Origin of the sequence: Citrobacter sp. Cb023, assembly GCF_030336805.1 — a bacterium.
Lineage (GTDB): Bacteria > Pseudomonadota > Gammaproteobacteria > Enterobacterales > Enterobacteriaceae > Citrobacter > Citrobacter braakii.
Genome location: NZ_JAOWCV010000034.1, coordinates 366,506 through 385,068, shown reverse-complemented (window position 1 = coordinate 385,068; position 18,563 = coordinate 366,506). Strand labels below are relative to the sequence as shown.

Below are 18,563 nucleotides of genomic sequence, written 5' to 3'. Positions count from 1 at the left end.
AATCCTATTTTTTATATCGAGAAGATTCAACCGCATCACGAGTAGCCTGCAAATAAGCATAGCCATACTCCCTATCAGGCTCAAGATATGCACCTTCACCCCATTCATTCCAGGCATTGATAAAGATCAACTTATCTTCAACATCAGTACGCTCATTGGCTTCGACAATCACATCCTGAAGCCAATTTTTATAGAGTGCTGGAGTCGATTTATGGAATATCATTCCTTTGTTATCGCGACGCGCAGTATTATCCCACATTGGCATTACAGCACGATACAAACGGTCATAATTATATTTAAAATATTTTTTATTAACTACAATATCTTCATAATCTAGGACTAAACCTTCAAATTTCGGCTGAACAAATTTTATTGAATGAGTTATATCACTACAGTGTTTGAACAAAGTGCCGGGATGAAATTCACTTTGCGCATCAAATCCTATAGCCAGAAGATCATGCTCCCAAGTATGCTCTTTCACGCCTACAAGATGAATATCTCCCACTCCCGCCTCATTACATTTATTCCTCCAGTGCTGAAGAACATTTTTACAGTCAGGAATAAAGGATGGGCGATATACTGTCAACAGCGGTTTTCCACCAACCTTGATATAGCGCGGATCCTGCATGTAAGGAATGACACTCTCAATGAAGGTTTTATAGCTATCAACACTATCGCTCTGCTTCATCAGAATTTCACCACAGGTACCATCAAAACGGCGCGTCCAAGACTCATTTGCCCAGCATAACGAAAATGGGAAATCAATATCAGGGTTACTCATAAACAAGTCTAGTGGTCTTTCAAGCAACCTTGCGCCATCAAACCAGTAATAGTAAAAAGAAAAACCGTAGACACCGTAATTTTTAGCGAGTTCCACTTGTCTAAGCATATTCTCTTTCAAACGTAGATCATAAAATCCTAGCTCGCCAGGCAACCGTGGCTGGGAATGTCCAACAAATTGTGGCTTAGCGCGACAAACATTATTCCATTCTGTAACCCCCTTCCCCCACCATTCATCATTTTCGGGGTTAGGGTGAAATTGCGTAAGATAGTAAGCAATTATTTTCGCATCACCTTCTTTACGTTCAAAATGGTCCATACTTTCGGCCACGTATTCAGAAGAGGCAGGTTTTGCAGAACTTAGTATCTGATGTATGTAATCATCTTTAGTCGTATCAACAAAGTCATTGGCTGTACTATTAGGTTGTTGTTTTGCATTACGTATGGCTCTTCTTACACGCCCTACGATAGCTTCTTTAGTTTCATCACTAAATGGTAGCTTCCAATAAACTTTTCTTACTAACTGATATAACTTGCGATTCATTTATACTTACCTTCAATATTTTTATTAACATTGACTCCGGCTAATTCCAGATATTCAAGTGTTTTTGATTGCCATGAGTTACTCAACGCTTCAGCATCTAATGTACTGAGATAATCTTGATCATTTTTTAAATTGATGGCTTTTTGTATGTTTTCTATAAAGTTATCGTAGTTCATCGACCCAGCCACAAGACAACTTTTATATTTCAGGCACTCCACAAGGTCTGTTGTAACAACAGGTTTACGTAATGCCATGTACTCAAACAATTTAACCGGTGATACTGATTCAGTTAACTTATACTTTTTAAATGGCAATATCCCTACGTCATAATAACAGGCATATTGTGGAAGTTCAAAATAAGACTTACTACCAAGGAAGTAAACATTTTCCCTTTCTGCTAATCCGCTGTCTCTAAACGAATTGTCGTGTTCATATCCGATTAATAACAGTTGTAAGCCATCAACATCAGCTATTCTCTTCAATAAATCATAATCTATCCATTTAGCTAAAGCCCCATGGTAACCAACAATAGTTTTCTTATTAGCCAATAATGGTTTAATATCTTCAGGAGGATTATTTGCAGTAACATGCCAGTGTTCGATATCAACACCATTGGTTGATAACAGCATATTTTTAGTTCGATGGTTTGCTACTTCTTCGAACAATTTAGTTGCTGTAGCAACAACAAAAACCGACTCATTCTCAAGTATCCATTTATGACGATTTATAATCGTATCCGGAAAATCGCCAACAATCTCTTCTGTTATTTCATCAATATACTCATATACAACCTTGAATCCCATATCTTGGAATTCCAAGATATCTTCTATTGTAGTTGCGAGATCGATTGATTGTATTCTTACAACTTTTTGCGCAAGTGTATTTGATTTCAACGCTTTCTTTATTTTTTCATTTAGCACGCTGTCGAGTGCATCGAAGACAATCACATTGCTATCTTCGCGTTCATAAACAAATAGTTTTTTATCAACCTGAATGTGCCCACCGTAAATAGCCAACCCACCAAGTCGAGCCGCCTGCAACGAAATATGCTGAAATCTTTGAAACAGCGGTGTGTGCCATCCCATCGGTACATGGAAAAGGTCAATGTAATTTTTTTCGTTAAGAATAAATTTTTCGAGTTCGTTAATTCTTTGCTGATACAATTTACTTTTTTGGATTTTTTTAAAATGATTAACAGATAAATTCCCGGCTGTTTTTATAGCCAGAGGGATTGCATTAATAAGACCATGTCTTTTTACTCCCCCTTGAATACGTTTTACTAAATAACCGCCTAACTGCTTTTTATTTCTTAACCAGTTAGCTATTTTACCTTCATATGGAATTTTAGCCAACATTCTCACCATTCTCAACGGTTTTGTTACCTTCCAACTAAGCGATGCCCGCATCAACTCTACGTTAATCTTATATTGTTCTACTTCGAGTTTATGTTGTTCTACTTCGAGTTTATGTTGATCTATTTCGAGTTTAAATTGTTCTACTTCCTTAACGAGCAACGATTCAGCTAATACCAGGCGCTCAACGCTGGTATTGAATTCTGACAATTCGATTGTTTGATTTTCGATCTGCTCTTTCTGGGCAGCAAGAAGCATACCGACGTTTCTAAAACGCTCTGCTTCATCAATATAGCTTCTACTTTTAATAATCTGTGAAGAATACCAGTTACCTAAATTAGCTTTGTTTCGGCCAGATACCAAACTCTGGAATTCAGATTCAAAATCAGCGCATCTTTCGAGGTCTTCAGGTGTAATATTAAAACCTAATGATTTATAACATAATTCGAAAAACTCTCGCCTAGTCAGATCATTAACTTGCTCATTATACCCAAAGCGAGTATTTGACTGAACAGTAATTAATAATACTCTAAATAACAACCAAGCTAACGACACCTCACCTTCATAAATCCATTCTTGATCAATTAAGCACCATGTCTCAAAATCTGACTCCGAAACGATTATATTTTGCGGAATACAGTCAATTAATTCCCCGGAAACTGTATTTGCCAACCATTCAGGGTCAAAATCACTCGAGCCTTGATTTTTTAAACCGTAGACAAACACCAAATATTTTTTTAAAATATTAATGAAATCATCTAACAACCAATATTCACTAGAAACTATTTGTGATATTTTCTCATTTAGCGACATTCCTACTAAATAGTCATCCTCAGCTTTAATATTATTAATTAATGAGCCATTTTTTTCTTTATCCTTAAATTCCGCAGCACATCGATACGTTTTAATCTTTATTTTATCATCACCATCAGAGATAAAATGACTTTGCTTACAGAAATTTTTGAGCCTTGAGGTACTATAGTGAAATGCTAAATATTCAGATTCAACAACAAGGTGGGGATCTTCTAAAGGACTTGCAACAATTAGAAATGAGTTCGCAAATTCCAGTCCAAGATTATTATCATGTATTACTTTCCATGTTTTTTCCTGTGAGAAAAGTAGATGGCTTGGTAATTGATGATCTTTAAGAGAATTTTCTATTGCAAAAGCTGCTGCATTGAATGAGTTATGCCGGTACGCACTCTCAGTAACAATTGAGTTTGCCGTTTTATAGTCCGGGAATGGAGCAAAAAATTGTAGAGAGTTGAAATTAGCACTTTTCAGAATGCTTTGTAACTTATGCTTACCAAAAGTCTCTGGATCATTTTTAGTATAACGTCCTTCGATACCATACATCACTTTCCATTTATGATCTTCAGGTGCACCAGCAAAGTATTTTAAGCCCAGTTGATTTTCAATTGCAATAATTAACCTACCATTTGGTTTAAGGTAACTATATACATCATCCAGCATCGTTTTTGTTGGAGTATCACTTGTAGTGAACAAATTCGCATACTCGAGAACGCCAATTAACGTGATAACATCAAACTTATGGTCTGTTTCAAGATCAGCAAATTTTTCTGCGAGAACAGTTACATTATCTAAATCTCTGGTACGAGAACGTGCTATTTTGGCCCGTCTAAGAGATCCCTCCACAGCTAATACATTCGCCCCACTTTCCCCAAGAAAACGAGTAATAGCACCGCATCCTGCACCAATTTCAAGTACATCAACCCCTTTAAGTAGACTTTCAAATGGTCTCAGGATATTCGCTCTTTCTGAACCAAGATGATAGACAGTAGGCCAATCAACACAATGACTTCTTAATTCAGTTGAAAGAACACTTAAGTCATTGGTGTTACTAATAATTTCATAGATTTTTTGTTCAATGCTATCTCCATCGCTATAGTTGATACTTTTGTATTCGTTATTGCAATAGACTTTGATATCATCGTTTAAGGAGTATTTCCGAGTATTAAAAAGGCTGGACATTATTTACTCATCCCCTGAAAGCTTATTCATTTTTAAATTCATATTTGACAATCCGAACATTGTCTTATCAGGTTCAACCTGTATATGGATAGCATCATAGCGTCGGTCATGTGGTTCGACATCTTCTGATGCTTTGCTCGCAATTCCCAAGGATATAAAATAGTCACCAGGTGCAAGATTGCATGTGAAACTCATATTAATAATCTCGACACTACCTTTTGAACCTGTAGACATTACGTCTTCAAATTCTAGTAACTCCGAGTTAGTACCATATACAGTGACACCCTCTTTGTTTTTTACTGTAAATCCAATAATCGGACGAAAGATCTCTTCTATAAACCGTACTGACATCGACAGTTCTATATTACTTCCTGATCTCAGTGCTGGGGGATAATTGATGCCTTCACAAGAAAGTATGTAATCCAGAATAATTGCTTTTCGATCTCCCCAACGATAACTTAAACTATTTGAATTGGGACGGCCTAAAAAGACATCTTCACTTTGGTTAAGAGTAACGACGTCGTCACTGCATACATTCTGTACTGTTTCAAGGGGTTGGTTTTGCTTCGCCTTAGATTTTACGCTGCGACCAAATAGTAAATCAAGATAGTAATTAGTGACCTGTCTGGGCTCCCCAATATCCATAACCACTCCGCTATCAATTAACACTGCTTTAGAACAGTGCGTTACTATTTGTTCAGTTGAGTGTGTCACTAATAGGATACTGGTGCCACTCTGCTTAAGCTGTTTTAATCGTTCAAAACACCTTGCTTGAAACTTTGCATCACCAACTGCTAGAGCTTCATCGACTATTAAGATATCCGGTTCGATCTGTGCCTGAACCGCAAATGCAAGACGAACCATCATACCGCTGGAGTAGGTTTTTACAGGTTGATCTATAAACGGCCCAATATCCGCAAAGTCAATAATGCTCTCAAATTTCTCGTCGATCTCTGCTTTACTTAAACCTAATAAGGCAGCATTCATATATACATTATCTCTACCACTGAACTCAGGGTTAAACCCTGACCCTAACTCCAGCAAAGCAGCTATGCGCCCCTTAGTAGTAACTTCACCAGATGTTGGATTAAGTGTCCCGCAGATTATTTGTAATAATGTTGATTTACCACTGCCGTTTTTGCCAACAATGCCAACTGTTTCGCCCTTTTTTACTTCAAATGAGATATTTCGTAGCGCCCAAAACTCTCTATAATATTTATGATCTTTTCTTGAGAGCATTTGTTTAAGTCTGTCTATCGGCTTATCGTATATCTGATAGCACTTACCTATATTCTCAACTTTGATTGCATAATCAAATGACATCAGCGAAACCTTTTCTTGTTTTCTGAAAAAAGAAGAAACCCATCCACAACATCAGCAGTGATGCCACAAAGCAAATTGCATAGAAAATATCTATTCCATGGCCGAAAAAGATAAAAGCTCTAAACGTTTCAACAAAATAGGTCAACGGGTTGATGAAAAGATAATGCCTGTAGTTTTCCGGTAATGCTGTTACTGGATAAAATACAGGTGACATGAAAAGTAACACAGTAATTATGATGTTAATAAATTGTGCTATATCTCTAATAAAGACACTTAATGCACTCAAGAGCCAGCATACACCAGCAACAAAGAATATAAATGGTAAAAGAATCAATGGAAATAGAAAAAATGTTATTGGTGGAATTCCATTCAATACAACATATGCAATTATCCATACAGAAAAACTAACTACAAAATTGAATAATGCACTTCCGACGCAAACTGGAACTAAAATTTCCAGAGGGAATACCACTTTTTTTACATAATTGGCATTTTGTATTATCAATGACGTTGATCGGGCGATGCATTCTGAAAACAAATTGAACATTATCATCCCAGCAAATAATACTAGTGCAAACTCTGTTTTTGATCCGCTATCTACACCCCATTTAGCTTTAAACACAACACTAAAGACAAAGGTATAAATTGCCAGCATAACAATAGGAGTAATTATTGACCAAAGCACTCCTATATATGAACCATTATAACGTGACTTTATATCTCTTATGACTAACCCTTTTAATAATGGGTAATTCTCAAAGAAACTCTGGAGTAAATATTTAAGTGTGGCATCGTGTTTTTTCATTTTTAAAAACTTATAGTTTCATTCAAAGACGAATGCAATTTATCTTTTTCAGAAAGAATTAGCTGTCCATCAAACTCAGGCCATTCAATACCAATATCAGGATCATTCCACATAATTCCACGATCGCTTTGTGGATGATAATAATTAGTGGTTTTATAAACAAATTGGGCTCTCTCGCTAAGCGTCAGAAAACCATGTGCAAAACCTTCCGGTATCCACAGTTGACGTTTATTTTCTGCACTTAAACTAACACCGACCCATTTACCAAATGTGTTTGATTTTTTACGAATATCAACAGCGACATCAAAGACTTCACCTTCAATGCACCGTACTAGCTTCCCTTGGGCATAAGGCTCAAGTTGAAAATGGAGGCCACGTAACACACCTCTTTGTGATTGAGAATGGTTATCTTGAACAAATTCGACACTGCGACCAACAGCCTCATCAAATATATTTTTGTTATAACTTTCGAAAAAAAAACCCCGAGAATCACCAAAAACTATTGGTTCGCAGATTAACACCTCTGGAATGTCTGTTTTGACTATATTCATATATTACTCTTTAAAATTTTCACTTACCAAGAATTTCAATAACAACTCGTTCTACACCCTGACTCCAGTGCGGCAAAACGACGTTGAATACATTTTGAAATTTATCGTTGGATAATCTTGAATTATGTGGCCGCTTTGCAGGGGTAGGGTAGGCAGATGTAGGAATACCATGTACCTCTTCCACAATTAATCTCTCATTGTTCTTTTTCGCAATAGCAAAAACGTACTCTGCATAATCAAACCATGTCGTTTCACCGCTAGCAACTAAATGATATGTGCCGTGAACTTGGCTATTTTGTCGTTCAACTCTAATCGCATGGGCGGTGCAATCGGCAAGCAATTCTGCACCAGTTGGTGCCCCGTATTGATCATTGATGATCGATAATGACTTTTTATCATTTGCAAGACGAAGCATGGTTCTAGCAAAGTTAGCCCCTCGCGCAGCATAGACCCAACTCGTTCTAAAGATTAAATGACGCGGGTTTAAGCGGCTAATAGCTAACTCGCCTGCCAGCTTTGTTTCCCCATACACATTTAACGGGTTGGGGAGTTCTTTTTCACTACGATAGTGCTGCCCTTCACCATCAAAAACATAATCAGTTGAATAATGAATCAACAGAGCACCAATCTTTGCTGTCTCTTTAGCTATAACTTCGACACTTTCGGCGTTGAGCAAATGCGCAAGCTCACGTTCACTTTCGGCTTTATCAACTGCAGTATGTGCAGCAGCATTGACAACGACATTAGGCTTCACGTCATTAATTGTTTTCGCAATACCAGCAAGATTCGTCAGATCGCCACAAATATCTGTATCGAAGTAATCAACGGCTGTAACTTTACCTAATAAGGAAAGAGAACGTTGTAACTCCCAGCCAACTTGACCATTTTTACCAATGAGAAGGATATTCATCGATGCTCCATACTATATAGTCATATATTTGAGTTACAAAGTTACTCATTAATTAACATATAAAGATAACGCCCATATTCTGTTTTTTGCAGCACTTGAGCTTGGGCCTCTACTTGTGCCTTTTCTAACCAACCTTTTCTATATGCAATCTCTTCCAAACAGGCAACTTTCATTCCCTGCCGTTTTTCAATGGTATGGATGAACTGCGACGCCTCAACAAGGCTATCATGTGTACCGGTATCAAGCCAGGCGAACCCACGGCCTAACAATTCTACCTGGAGATTTCCTTTCTCCAGATACATTTTATTCAGGGTTGTAATTTCAAGTTCACCACGTCTGGAAGGCTTAACCTGCTTTGCCATTTCCACCACATGGTTGTCATAGAAATAGAGTCCGGTCACCGCCCAGTTTGATTTTGGTTTTAGTGGCTTCTCTTCAATCGATAATGCCGTGTAGTTTTCATCAAATTCAACAACGCCAAAACGTTCAGGATCCAAGACCTGATAACCAAATACCATCGCGCCGCTCGTAAGCTGTGCTGCAGTTTCAAGTTTTTTACCAAAGCTTTGACCGAAGTAAATATTATCTCCTAGCACAAGCGCGCATGGCTCATTATTGATAAATTCTTCACCAATAATAAAGGCCTGTGCCAAACCATCTGGAGAAGGCTGAACTTCGTAGGATAAACTGATTCCAAACTGTGAACCATCGCCTAACAAACGTTTGAATGATGGCATATCATCGGGTGTAGTAATTACTAAAATCTCACGAATACCCGCCAACATCAGTACGGAAATAGGGTAAAAAATCATTGGCTTATCATAAACAGGCAACAGTTGTTTTGATACGCCTTGGGTTATTGGATAAAGGCGAGTTCCGGAACCACCTGCAAGTACAATACCTTTCATCATTCTTTCCTTTCTTATTCTACCGATCCCAGGCGCTCGCCTGTATAAGAGCCATCCATTATTCTCTGCCACCAATCTCTATTATTTAAATACCAGTGTACCGTTTCACGAATGCCTGATTCGAATGTTTCTTGCGGTATCCAGCCGAGATCATTTTGAATTTTACTGGCATCAATCGCATAGCGCAGATCATGCCCTGGGCGATCGGTTACATAGGTAATGAGATCTGCATAGTGATTAATTCCCGCAGGTTTATCCGTAATAATTTCATCGAGAATACTACAAATAGTCTTTACAACGTCTATATTTTTACGTTCGTTGTGGCCACCAATATTGTAAGTCTCGCCAACCTTCCCTTCAGACACTACTTTATATAAGGCACGCGCATGATCTTCTACAAACAACCAGTCGCGAATTTGTTCACCATTCCCATAAACTGGCAACGACTTACCCGCCAATGCATTCAATATAGTAAGAGGGATCAATTTTTCGGGGAAATGATATGGACCATAGTTGTTTGAACAGTTCGTCACCAGAGTAGGTAAACCGTAGGTTCGACGCCAGGCGCGAACTAAATGATCACTGGATGCTTTCGAGGAGGAATAAGGGCTACTTGGGGAATAAGGCGTTTTTTCAGTAAACAGTGGTAAATCGCTTCCGCTCGCTACTTCCTCAGGATGTGGCAAATCACCGTATACCTCATCGGTCGATATATGATGGAACCGAAATGCGGTCTTACGTGAGTCGTCCAGTTCTGACCAATACTGACGGGCCGATTCCAGAAGAACATAGGTACCGATAATGTTTGTTTCGATAAATGCCGCTGGACCTGTGATAGAGCGATCAACATGGCTTTCTGCCGCAAGATGCATGACCGCATCAGGTTGGTGCACAGCGAAAATTCGTGCCATGGCATTTCTATCGCAAATGTCTGCTCGCTCGAACGCATAACGCGGATCACTAGCAATGTCTACTAACGATTCTAGATTACCAGCATAGGTCAATTTATCTACATTTACCACATAATCATTAGTATTATTAATAATATAACGAACAACTGCAGATCCAATAAAACCTGCACCACCAGTGACGAGTATTTTCACAAGACTATTCCGTATTACGTCGCAATGTTTAAATTCAAACTTCATCCTGCAGAGCCAAACTGTGTTGCGTAAAATTATAAGCAAGCTACCGCCCCAGGCTCTACAGCTACCAGTATACTGAAAAGAATTACAACGTTATCAACTCTCCAGCCGAAACTGGTGAGCAATTTAATATAGGAGTTGGCACAAAATGCTAATCCTATATTCTCCCCTTAAACGCCCTTGAAAACAAGAAAAAATATCACCTTCAGACAAGTGCTAACGGGAAGTACTACTAACATTAACTATTGATTCAAATATAAAAAAAAGGTAGCAATGAGAACTTACTAAGCTCTGAACAGCTCAGAATCCTTCTCTGCTACCTACTTGCAACTATCAGTCAAATCTTCGGATTATGAATTTATCACGTAAGCAACTTCTCAATGCTCTTACGGAACTTCGGCCCTTCTTTCAGGTTACGCAGGCCGTACTTAACAAACGCCTGCATATAGCCCATTTTCTTCCCGCAATCGTAGCTGTCACCCGTCATCAGCATCGCATCAACCGACTGTTTTTTAGCCAGCTCAGCAATAGCATCCGTCAGCTGAATACGCCCCCAGGCACCGGGCTGGGTATGCTCCAGTTCTGCCCAGATATCAGCAGAAAGCACGTAGCGCCCTACTGCCATCAGATCGGAATCCAGAGTCTGCGGCTGGTCTGGTTTTTCAATGAATTCAACGATACGGCTGACTTTACCTTCGTTATCTAAAGGTTCTTTGGTCTGAATAACAGAGTACTCAGACAAATCGCCTTCCATACGCTTAGCCAGCACCTGACTACGCCCGGTTTCATTAAAACGAGCAACCATGGCAGCCAGGTTGTAGCGCAGCGGATCCGCGCTCGCTGTATCAAGAACCACATCAGGTAATACGACGACGAAAGGGTTATCCCCAACAATTGGGCGAGCACAAAGAATTGAATGACCCAGGCCCAGTAACTGAGCCTGACGAACGTTCATAATAGTCACGCCAGGAGGACAGATAGACTGCACCTCGGCTAATAGCTGGCGCTTAACACGCTGCTCAAGCAACGATTCGAGTTCGTAAGAGGTGTCGAAGTGGTTCTCAACCGCGTTCTTAGACGCATGAGTCACCAGCACGATTTCTTTGATACCTGCAGCTACAATTTCGTCGACAATGTATTGAATCATCGGCTTGTCTACGATCGGTAGCATCTCTTTAGGGATTGCCTTCGTGGCAGGCAACATGTGCATCCCCAGACCTGCTACCGGAATAACTGCTTTCAAATTAATCATTAAGTCATTCACCTATTCAATTGTTGCTGAATTATAGCTTTTTAGCTTGTTTTAGCCAGTATGAATTACATTACTCCGATGCAGCGTATGTTACGCCGCTTAACTTCGCAATGCAGTAATCTTAATCCCAGGGAGTGTCACTTTAGCCAGGAATGGTCGCAAAGTTACCTCTCCCGTCCCGGGAGTCGAAAATTCACCGCTTCGACATTCACCACCTGATGGTTTACCCGGTCGATGTCAACTGAGCTTTGCCCGGTTTCGTTTACCGCATGGACATTCGCCAGCGAGAGTAATGTGTCCTGTTTTGCCATAAACTTGCCGCGCACATCCTGACGGAGATCGAAGTGCATCTTAAGCGCGGGTCCCGTCGCGGATTGCTGCATAACCCTGATGTTACGTAAAAAAAGGTGCTGTGGTTGGTTATGCAACTCAAGCGTGGCACGTTTCATCTCCACATTGGTAATCGCCACAAATGATGTCGCATTACCAGAGGAGATCTGAATACCGCGCAATTTGTATTCACGTTTCGTATTATCCAGATGGATATTATTTAACTTAAAGTTTTGTGGAATGGATAAATAACGCCCTTTGATTACGCCGTAACCAATGAGCATACCTGCGCTATTCTCCATATTGATATTATCAATTACGAAATTATCACATCCGTAAATAGCGACCGTCGCATTATCAATGCCCGCTTTCTTACTATAATCCGGGGTGATATTTCGCGCGGTAATATTACGAATAATAAAGTGTTTGCCGTTCTCCACATGGACTAACTGTCGGCAGTCGCTACCGGTGATGTTCGCTACCACAAAGTTTTTTACCGCCAGATCATCGGGATAGGTATTGTCATAGGTACTCCCCGCCAGACCGATGCCGATGCCCCAGTTCACGTTGCCGTTGGTACAGTTGATACGTTCAATGACATTGTCAGAAATGAGGATATTGCTGTCGTTTATCGCCACATTCCACTCGATAGCATCACCCTGTAAATCGCTAAAACGGCTGTTCGTGATCTTTACGCCGTCCATTCGATTATGAAAACCCTGACGCAAAATGCCATAGTTAGCACGCGTGACGGTAATATCATCGATAGTCAGATTACGCATCAGCCTCGAGGTTTTACCGCCGATATAGATTTGCGTCACCGGACCGAAACCGCTCATGGCAATCCCTTTTATCACACAGTCCGACCCCCGCACATCGAGGGTAACGTTCCTCAGGCTCCCGCCCTGCTCGCCCATCACCTTGCATCCATCCTGCAGAACAAAGCGCCCACGGCCATTGCCGCTAATTCGCCCTTGCAGGAATAGCGTTTTGCCTGGCGGAATAACGATAGCGGTATTGATATCCTCACATTCCAGGCCTGTTGGTACGACGACCGTTTGTCCTTCTTTGAACGCCAGCCTGAAAGAGGCCACCCAATCCTGTGGGTTGTAATCCTGAATGTTGACGCTGCCCGGTGATTCTAGCGCCCGAACAACGGTAGAATGCAGCACGACAAGCGCAGAGCCTGCCGTCAGAAAAGTACGGCGTGAGAGTTTTTTCTCTGACATACAACCTCGATTTACATCGTTTGCAGCAGACTGGCTAACTGTTTATTGATCGCTAACTGATTAAATTCAGTTGCAATTTTTTCTCGCGCGCACTGCACAATCGGCTGCACCTGCTCACTGTCGAGCAGGCTAAATGCCGCTAATCGCTCGGCCAGCGCCTGCGCATCGTTTTCCGGTGCCAGCCAGCCAGACTTGCCCGACTCGACCAGTTCAGGGATCCCACTATGGACGGTGGAAATCACCGGGATGCCCACTGCCATCGCCTCCATCAGCGCCACCGGGATCCCCTCCATATCGCCATCCCTTCCGGTGATCGACGGCAGCAAAAAGACATCGGCCTGCTCAAGCATTTCCTTCACCTGATGGCTGGGTTTAAAGCCGGGCATCTCAATCACATCATCAAGTTGATATTGCTCAATTAGCGTACGCAGACGACGCTCCCAGGGGCCAATGCCAAGGATGCGATAACGGAATGAGACGCCCTGCTCTTTCAACTGACGACAGGCTTCGATGGCGACGTGCAGTCCTTTTTTCTCAGTTAACCGGGCGACAGAGATAATCTCCAGCGGTGCGGCTGGCGATTTCAACTGGCGGGGCGTAAAGCGCGTCATATCGATTCCCATGCGCGAGACCGCGATTTTCTGCGGCGGGCACCCCATATTTTTTAAACGTCCGGCCCAGAGGTTGCTGATGGGTAACATCAAATCCCCACGTTCAAACAGTTGCTGATATTCAGGGGTGTAGTGGGCAAGCACATCCCGATGCGAAACATCAATGCCGTGAAATACCGTGGCGATTTTGCCGCGGATCATCCCTAGCTCACGCAGTTTGGCGGCCGTTACGCCTGCGGGTCCAAAATGAGCGATAAAGACATCCGCTTCAAACGCCCGCGGGTTCGCGCCACAAATGGCCGCCAAAATCAGATTGCGCGCCTCATCGCCATAGCGTGAAACATTCAGCGCTTTCCAGGTGGCTGCGTGGGTAATACCGCGCAGGGCCGCCACTGCCCTATACTTAAGCTTAGCCAGTTTGCTGTTCGGCTCATTCAGTAACCAGCGCGTTTTTTCACCCAGACGGTAGGTATTAAATGAAGCATGGGTATTTTCAAGATCGCCCTTGTGCAACGCGACAATTTCCACGTCGTAGCCCATGTCGATAAATGCGGTAATCTGATTAAGTACAAAGGTCTCGGAGGAGAGCGGAAATTTAAGCAGGAAAAAGCCAACCTTCATTTTTCCCCCTCAATACGCGTTAAAACCGATTGCACCATGTTCACCCCACGTTCACGCTCACGCCTAACCGCGTCGCCGAGACGTATGTTCAGCTCAGGTAGCTGTCCGAGAGCATCGGCGACCTTCCCTTCCAGGCTGCCATCGAGCAGATGGCGAATATCGACGGCCATCTCTGCTAACCCCAGTTGTTGCATGATCCCTGCCGATTTATGCTCATAATTAATGGCGATGGCTGGCGTCATAAAATTCATCGAGATGATGGCCGAGTGCAAACGAGTCCCCACCGTCAGATCGCATGCAGCCAAAATTTTCCCCATCTCCAGGTCGTTGAGTTCATCCATCACCACGTGATAACGGCCCGGGTCGTTAATATACTGGCGCAGGTTCAACGCCACCATGCGGTCATCTTTGTTGTAACTATCAATTCCGGTACAGGTTGACAGCGCTATCACCTGGTAACCTTCATCAAGGATGCGGTTCACTACCCCAGCAAAAGCTTGCTCATAGGCCTGCTGCGTAGTCCCCAGACGCTTATCAAAAGGAGCCAGCTCACGCAGAGTAATGGCAACGGTCTTCTGTTTTGCCGCCATGTGTAACCAGTGCTGTACGGCATAACCAGGCTCATAATCCTCATCATGGTTATTTACCAGCCAGGCGGTATCTACCCCGGTTTCGACTTTATCCGTGTTTATTGCACTGCGTTTCATCAGATCCAGACTGACGGATTCACGCAAAATCAACGCATTACAGTGTCCAAAAACGTAGTTCGCCAGTTGATTAAACTGTTCATCCTGGAATGGCCCCACGCTGTGGCCAATCATGTACAGCGGTTTTTTCGCCATAAACGTACACAGAGCATGTTCAAACTGCGGTACGCCATACAAATCGACAAAAAACGATCCGCCGACCTGGATAATGGCGTCGTAGTGCGACAGCAGACGAACAAAATCGGTAAACCCCTGGGCGATCGCGATATTGCGCAGATTACCGGAATCGGTGACACGCGAGAGCAGCACCTGATGCTGATAGCGACGACGCAGCACTTTCTTCACGCGTCCCATGACGCCGGCAGCATTATTGTGTTGCTTCATCTGCGAATACAGCGGATCGCCCATCACCGGGCGGTTCAGCAACCACGAAGAACTCACCGGATAACGGCTCATAACATCCACTTCAGTCTCAGGACGCAACGCGTTAATGGCATCCAGCAAACCGCGCAGAATCGCGCTATCCCCACGGTTCCCACAGGTATGGTTGCCTAAAATTAATAGTTTCATTATGACCTCTTAAAGCGTTGTTCTTATCCTGCACGAAGCAAGGTTTTCATTTTTTCACTGCGGCAAAGCTGGCGTTTTATTTCCACCACTAACGGATGGCGCGACACCACAATCATCGCCGCAAACGCCAGCGCTCCTGCCGCTACCTGGATCCCCAGTAACGCACCTGGCGACAGTTGGCTGCGCAGCATTACGTCCAGCGCATAGCTCACCACAAGGGTAGGTAAAGAGAGATATAACGGCAGCCACAGACTGAGCATGTACTGGCGGTAGCTGGAGCCAAGAACAGGTTTGATCATCACGAAGTAACTGAGGATCGTGTTAATCACCTGGACCAGCAAAAAGCCCAGCGTCACGCCAATCGCCCCGGCCTGATGACCACCGATGAAAATGGCGGGAATAAACAGAAAGGTTTTGAACACATTGAATTTGAAGCTGATGTCGACCCGTGCTTTCGCCATCAGCAGTGAACCGATCGGATTCCCCACAGAGCGCAGCAGTCCAACAATGCACAGCAGTTGCAAGACGGGAATAATACCGTTCCACTTCTCGCCAAATACCAGCGGCACCACATTGTTCGACACCACCATCAATCCCAGGAGTACCGGGAAGTTGATGATCCCGACCACCGACAGCAGCTTGTAAAAATTCACCCGTAGCTTTTCACTATCGTCCTGAATTTTGGCAAACGCCGGAAACAGGACACGGGTAATAATCGGGTTCAGTTTGATCGGGGGAACAACCGCCACGTTCCAGGCGAGATTGAATCCGCCCGCCACGCCAGCGCCCAACGTTCTGGCTAAAACCAGCGTGGAAAGGTTGGTATTGAGGTAATTGATAATGCTGTCTGCCGTCAGCCACGCGCCAAAACGCAGGTTCGACGAAACGGATGCCAGCGAAAAATGCAGCCCCGGCCGGTAAATCCGGCGACCAAAATAGCCGAACAGCAGCGTTCGTAGCGTACTGTTCACCAGATACCCGAGAATGGCCGTCAGCGCGAGCGGCCAGAAATGGGCGCTGACCACGGTAAAGGTAAAACCGGCCAACACCGAACTGGTTTCAATCATGCCAATTTTGTTGAAGGCCAGCTCTTTTTGCATCAGCGCGCGAAACTGCTGCCCGTGCGGTATCACCACAAACGCCAGCGATAAGGTTTTGATGAGTGGCGCCAGTTCGGGATTATTGAGCACGCTGGCAATCGTCCCGCTAAGCAGAAACATCACCACACATACCACCATACCCAGCCCAACGTTGAGCCAGTACAGCGTCGTCAGCTCAAGATAACCGATGTCTTTGCGCTGAATAATTGAATTGGCGATACCGAAATCCGACAGCGTATCGGCCAGCGCAATGATCACCAGCGACACGGTTAACAACCCAAACTGGTGGTTATCAATAATCCGTGCCAGGACAGTCATCTGGATAAGCCCCAGACCAATAATGATCACCGTAGCAATCGCCGACCACTTTGCGCCATTAAGCGTTTTTTCTCGTAAGCTCATGTTAATACGCCGCTTTGTTCACAAAGCCTTTGAATACCGTCAGAAAAACAATTTTGATATCGAACCACACGCTCCACTCGCGAATGTATTCGAGGTCAAACTCCACACGTTTTTCCATTTTTTCCAGCGTATCGGTTTCACCGCGCCAGCCGTTTATTTGCGCCCAGCCGGTAATGCCCGGTTTTACCTTATGGCGTAACATGTAGCCCTCGATCAGTTGACGGTACTGTTCGTTATGCGCCACCGCATGCGGACGTGGCCCGACGATAGACATCCCCCCGGTCAGGACGTTAATAAACTGCGGCAGTTCATCGAGCGACGTCCGGCGCAGGAAATTTCCCACAGGGGTAACGCGCGGATCGTTTTGCGTCGCCTGCGTCACCACCGCGTCGTTCTCCATCACTTTCATCGAGCGAAACTTCCAGACTTTGATCGGCTTCCCGTCCATGCCATAGCGGGTCTGGCGGAAAATCACCGGACCTTTGGAGGTCAGTTTTACCAGCAGCGCAATACCACACAGCACCGGGGAAATAAGCAGCAGGATCAGTGAAGCCAGCACGATATCTTCCGCGCGCTTTAACAGGCGATTAATCCCCGAGAGCGGCGTGTCATACAGCGGCACTACCGGAACGCCGTTCATCTCTTCAATCCGTGAATGCAGGATGTTGAAGGTAAAGACATCAGGAATGAGGATCACCGAGCAGGTGGTGTCGGCCAACTCACGCACCAGTTTTTTTACGCTGGCGCCATCGCTCATCGACATGGCGATATAAACGTTATGAATGCGTGAAGCTTTGGCGTCGTCCACCAGTTGTTGCAGATTACCGGCCCAGTCGCGGGAGTTTTTTCCAGGGATTGGGTCGTGATAGACCCCCGCCACTTCAAATCCCAGCCACGGTTCATGGCGAAAACTGTCCAGCAGCATTTGTCCGGCGGGCAGGTCGCCAGCCACCGCCACCCGGCGGGTGTTGTAACCACGATTACGCAGCCACCCCGCACCGTAGCGAATAAACGAACGACTCAACACCAGGCCGACGCTTGAAAGCAGATACCATGCCAGCCAGACGGCGAGACGGTTATCGAAATCGTTATTAAAGGCGATCAGACCTGCGCTAAAAATCAGACTCAGCGTCCAGTTTTGTAGTAACAGCACCAGCTCAGTGGAAATTTTGACGCCGCGCCAGGAGCGATAAAAATCCGTTATGCCACCGAGCATCTGAAAAACGACCAGCGTGATCAGCGCCACCAGCAGGTGCATATACAGGAAAGGCAAACCGCTTAATTCGCAGATCACCCACAACCCGCCAAACATGATGGTGATATCTGAAAAGCGTTGCACCATCGAAATTAACGACGCATTGGTTTTGGCGCGTTCGCGCTTTTTTAGATGTGTCATCGTGGTTCCTGTTAGTCACCCTTTGCCCATAAGCG

General features: G+C 43.8%; 14 protein-coding genes. All 14 read right to left on the bottom strand.

Features of this window, described 5'->3' with window-relative positions; all coding sequences use genetic code 11:
* Window positions 1-4: 4 nt before the first annotated feature.
* The 14 genes from OGW44_RS11990 to wcaJ all read right to left on the bottom strand — a co-directional run bounded on the left by OGW44_RS11990 (window position 5) and on the right by wcaJ (window position 18,528).
* Entirely contained in the window at window positions 5-1,324 is a 1,320-nt protein-coding gene (locus OGW44_RS11990) for a glycosyltransferase WbsX family protein (RefSeq protein WP_181630352.1), read from the bottom strand.
* Complete coding sequence (locus OGW44_RS11985) at window positions 1,321-4,668, bottom strand: methyltransferase (RefSeq protein ID WP_185654834.1); 3,348 nt, start codon at window positions 4,666-4,668, stop codon at window positions 1,321-1,323. The genes OGW44_RS11990 and OGW44_RS11985 overlap by 4 nt, the downstream gene beginning before the upstream one ends.
* Window positions 4,669-4,671: 3 nt before the next feature.
* Complete coding sequence (locus OGW44_RS11980) at window positions 4,672-5,991, bottom strand: ABC transporter ATP-binding protein (protein ID WP_181630349.1); 1,320 nt, start codon at window positions 5,989-5,991, stop codon at window positions 4,672-4,674.
* Window positions 5,981-6,796: an ABC transporter permease gene (locus tag OGW44_RS11975; protein WP_181630347.1), complete on the bottom strand. Its 816-nt coding sequence runs from the start codon at window positions 6,794-6,796 to the stop codon at window positions 5,981-5,983. The genes OGW44_RS11980 and OGW44_RS11975 overlap by 11 nt, the downstream gene beginning before the upstream one ends.
* Window positions 6,797-6,798: 2 nt before the next feature.
* The gene (gene rfbC, locus OGW44_RS11970; protein ID WP_185654835.1) at window positions 6,799-7,347 is read right to left on the bottom strand and encodes a dTDP-4-dehydrorhamnose 3,5-epimerase; all 549 of its coding nucleotides are present in this window, start codon (window positions 7,345-7,347) and stop codon (window positions 6,799-6,801) included.
* A 19-nt stretch (window positions 7,348-7,366) separates the two neighbouring features.
* Complete coding sequence (gene rfbD, locus OGW44_RS11965) at window positions 7,367-8,257, bottom strand: dTDP-4-dehydrorhamnose reductase (RefSeq protein WP_185654836.1); 891 nt, start codon at window positions 8,255-8,257, stop codon at window positions 7,367-7,369.
* A 41-nt stretch (window positions 8,258-8,298) separates the two neighbouring features.
* The gene (rfbA, locus tag OGW44_RS11960; RefSeq protein WP_185654882.1) at window positions 8,299-9,165 is read right to left on the bottom strand and encodes a glucose-1-phosphate thymidylyltransferase RfbA; all 867 of its coding nucleotides are present in this window, start codon (window positions 9,163-9,165) and stop codon (window positions 8,299-8,301) included.
* A gap of 14 nt (window positions 9,166-9,179) precedes the next feature.
* Window positions 9,180-10,268, bottom strand: coding sequence for a dTDP-glucose 4,6-dehydratase (gene rfbB, locus OGW44_RS11955; RefSeq protein WP_278085790.1), 1,089 nt, complete (start codon window positions 10,266-10,268; stop codon window positions 9,180-9,182).
* A 403-nt stretch (window positions 10,269-10,671) separates the two neighbouring features.
* Complete coding sequence (gene galF / locus OGW44_RS11950) at window positions 10,672-11,562, bottom strand: GalU regulator GalF (protein ID WP_185654838.1); 891 nt, start codon at window positions 11,560-11,562, stop codon at window positions 10,672-10,674.
* Window positions 11,563-11,726: 164 nt separating this feature from the next.
* Window positions 11,727-13,121 carry a colanic acid biosynthesis protein WcaM gene (wcaM, locus tag OGW44_RS11945; RefSeq protein WP_185654839.1) on the bottom strand — a complete coding sequence of 465 codons (1,395 nt, stop codon included), beginning with the start codon at window positions 13,119-13,121 and terminating at the stop codon, window positions 11,727-11,729.
* An 11-nt stretch (window positions 13,122-13,132) separates the two neighbouring features.
* Window positions 13,133-14,353: a colanic acid biosynthesis glycosyltransferase WcaL gene (gene wcaL, locus OGW44_RS11940; RefSeq protein ID WP_169329983.1), complete on the bottom strand. Its 1,221-nt coding sequence runs from the start codon at window positions 14,351-14,353 to the stop codon at window positions 13,133-13,135.
* A complete protein-coding gene (gene wcaK, locus OGW44_RS11935; RefSeq protein ID WP_075848357.1) occupies window positions 14,350-15,630 on the bottom strand; it encodes a colanic acid biosynthesis pyruvyl transferase WcaK in 1,281 nt (426 codons plus the stop codon). The genes wcaL and wcaK overlap by 4 nt, the downstream gene beginning before the upstream one ends.
* 23 nt (window positions 15,631-15,653) lie before the next feature.
* On the bottom strand, window positions 15,654-17,132 hold the full coding sequence (gene wzxC, locus OGW44_RS11930) for a colanic acid undecaprenyl disphosphate flippase WzxC (protein ID WP_019077129.1): 1,479 nt from the start codon (window positions 17,130-17,132) through the stop codon (window positions 15,654-15,656).
* A gap of 1 nt (window position 17,133) precedes the next feature.
* Complete coding sequence (wcaJ, locus tag OGW44_RS11925; protein ID WP_016156914.1) at window positions 17,134-18,528, bottom strand: undecaprenyl-phosphate glucose phosphotransferase; 1,395 nt, start codon at window positions 18,526-18,528, stop codon at window positions 17,134-17,136.
* Window positions 18,529-18,563 lie beyond the last annotated feature (35 nt).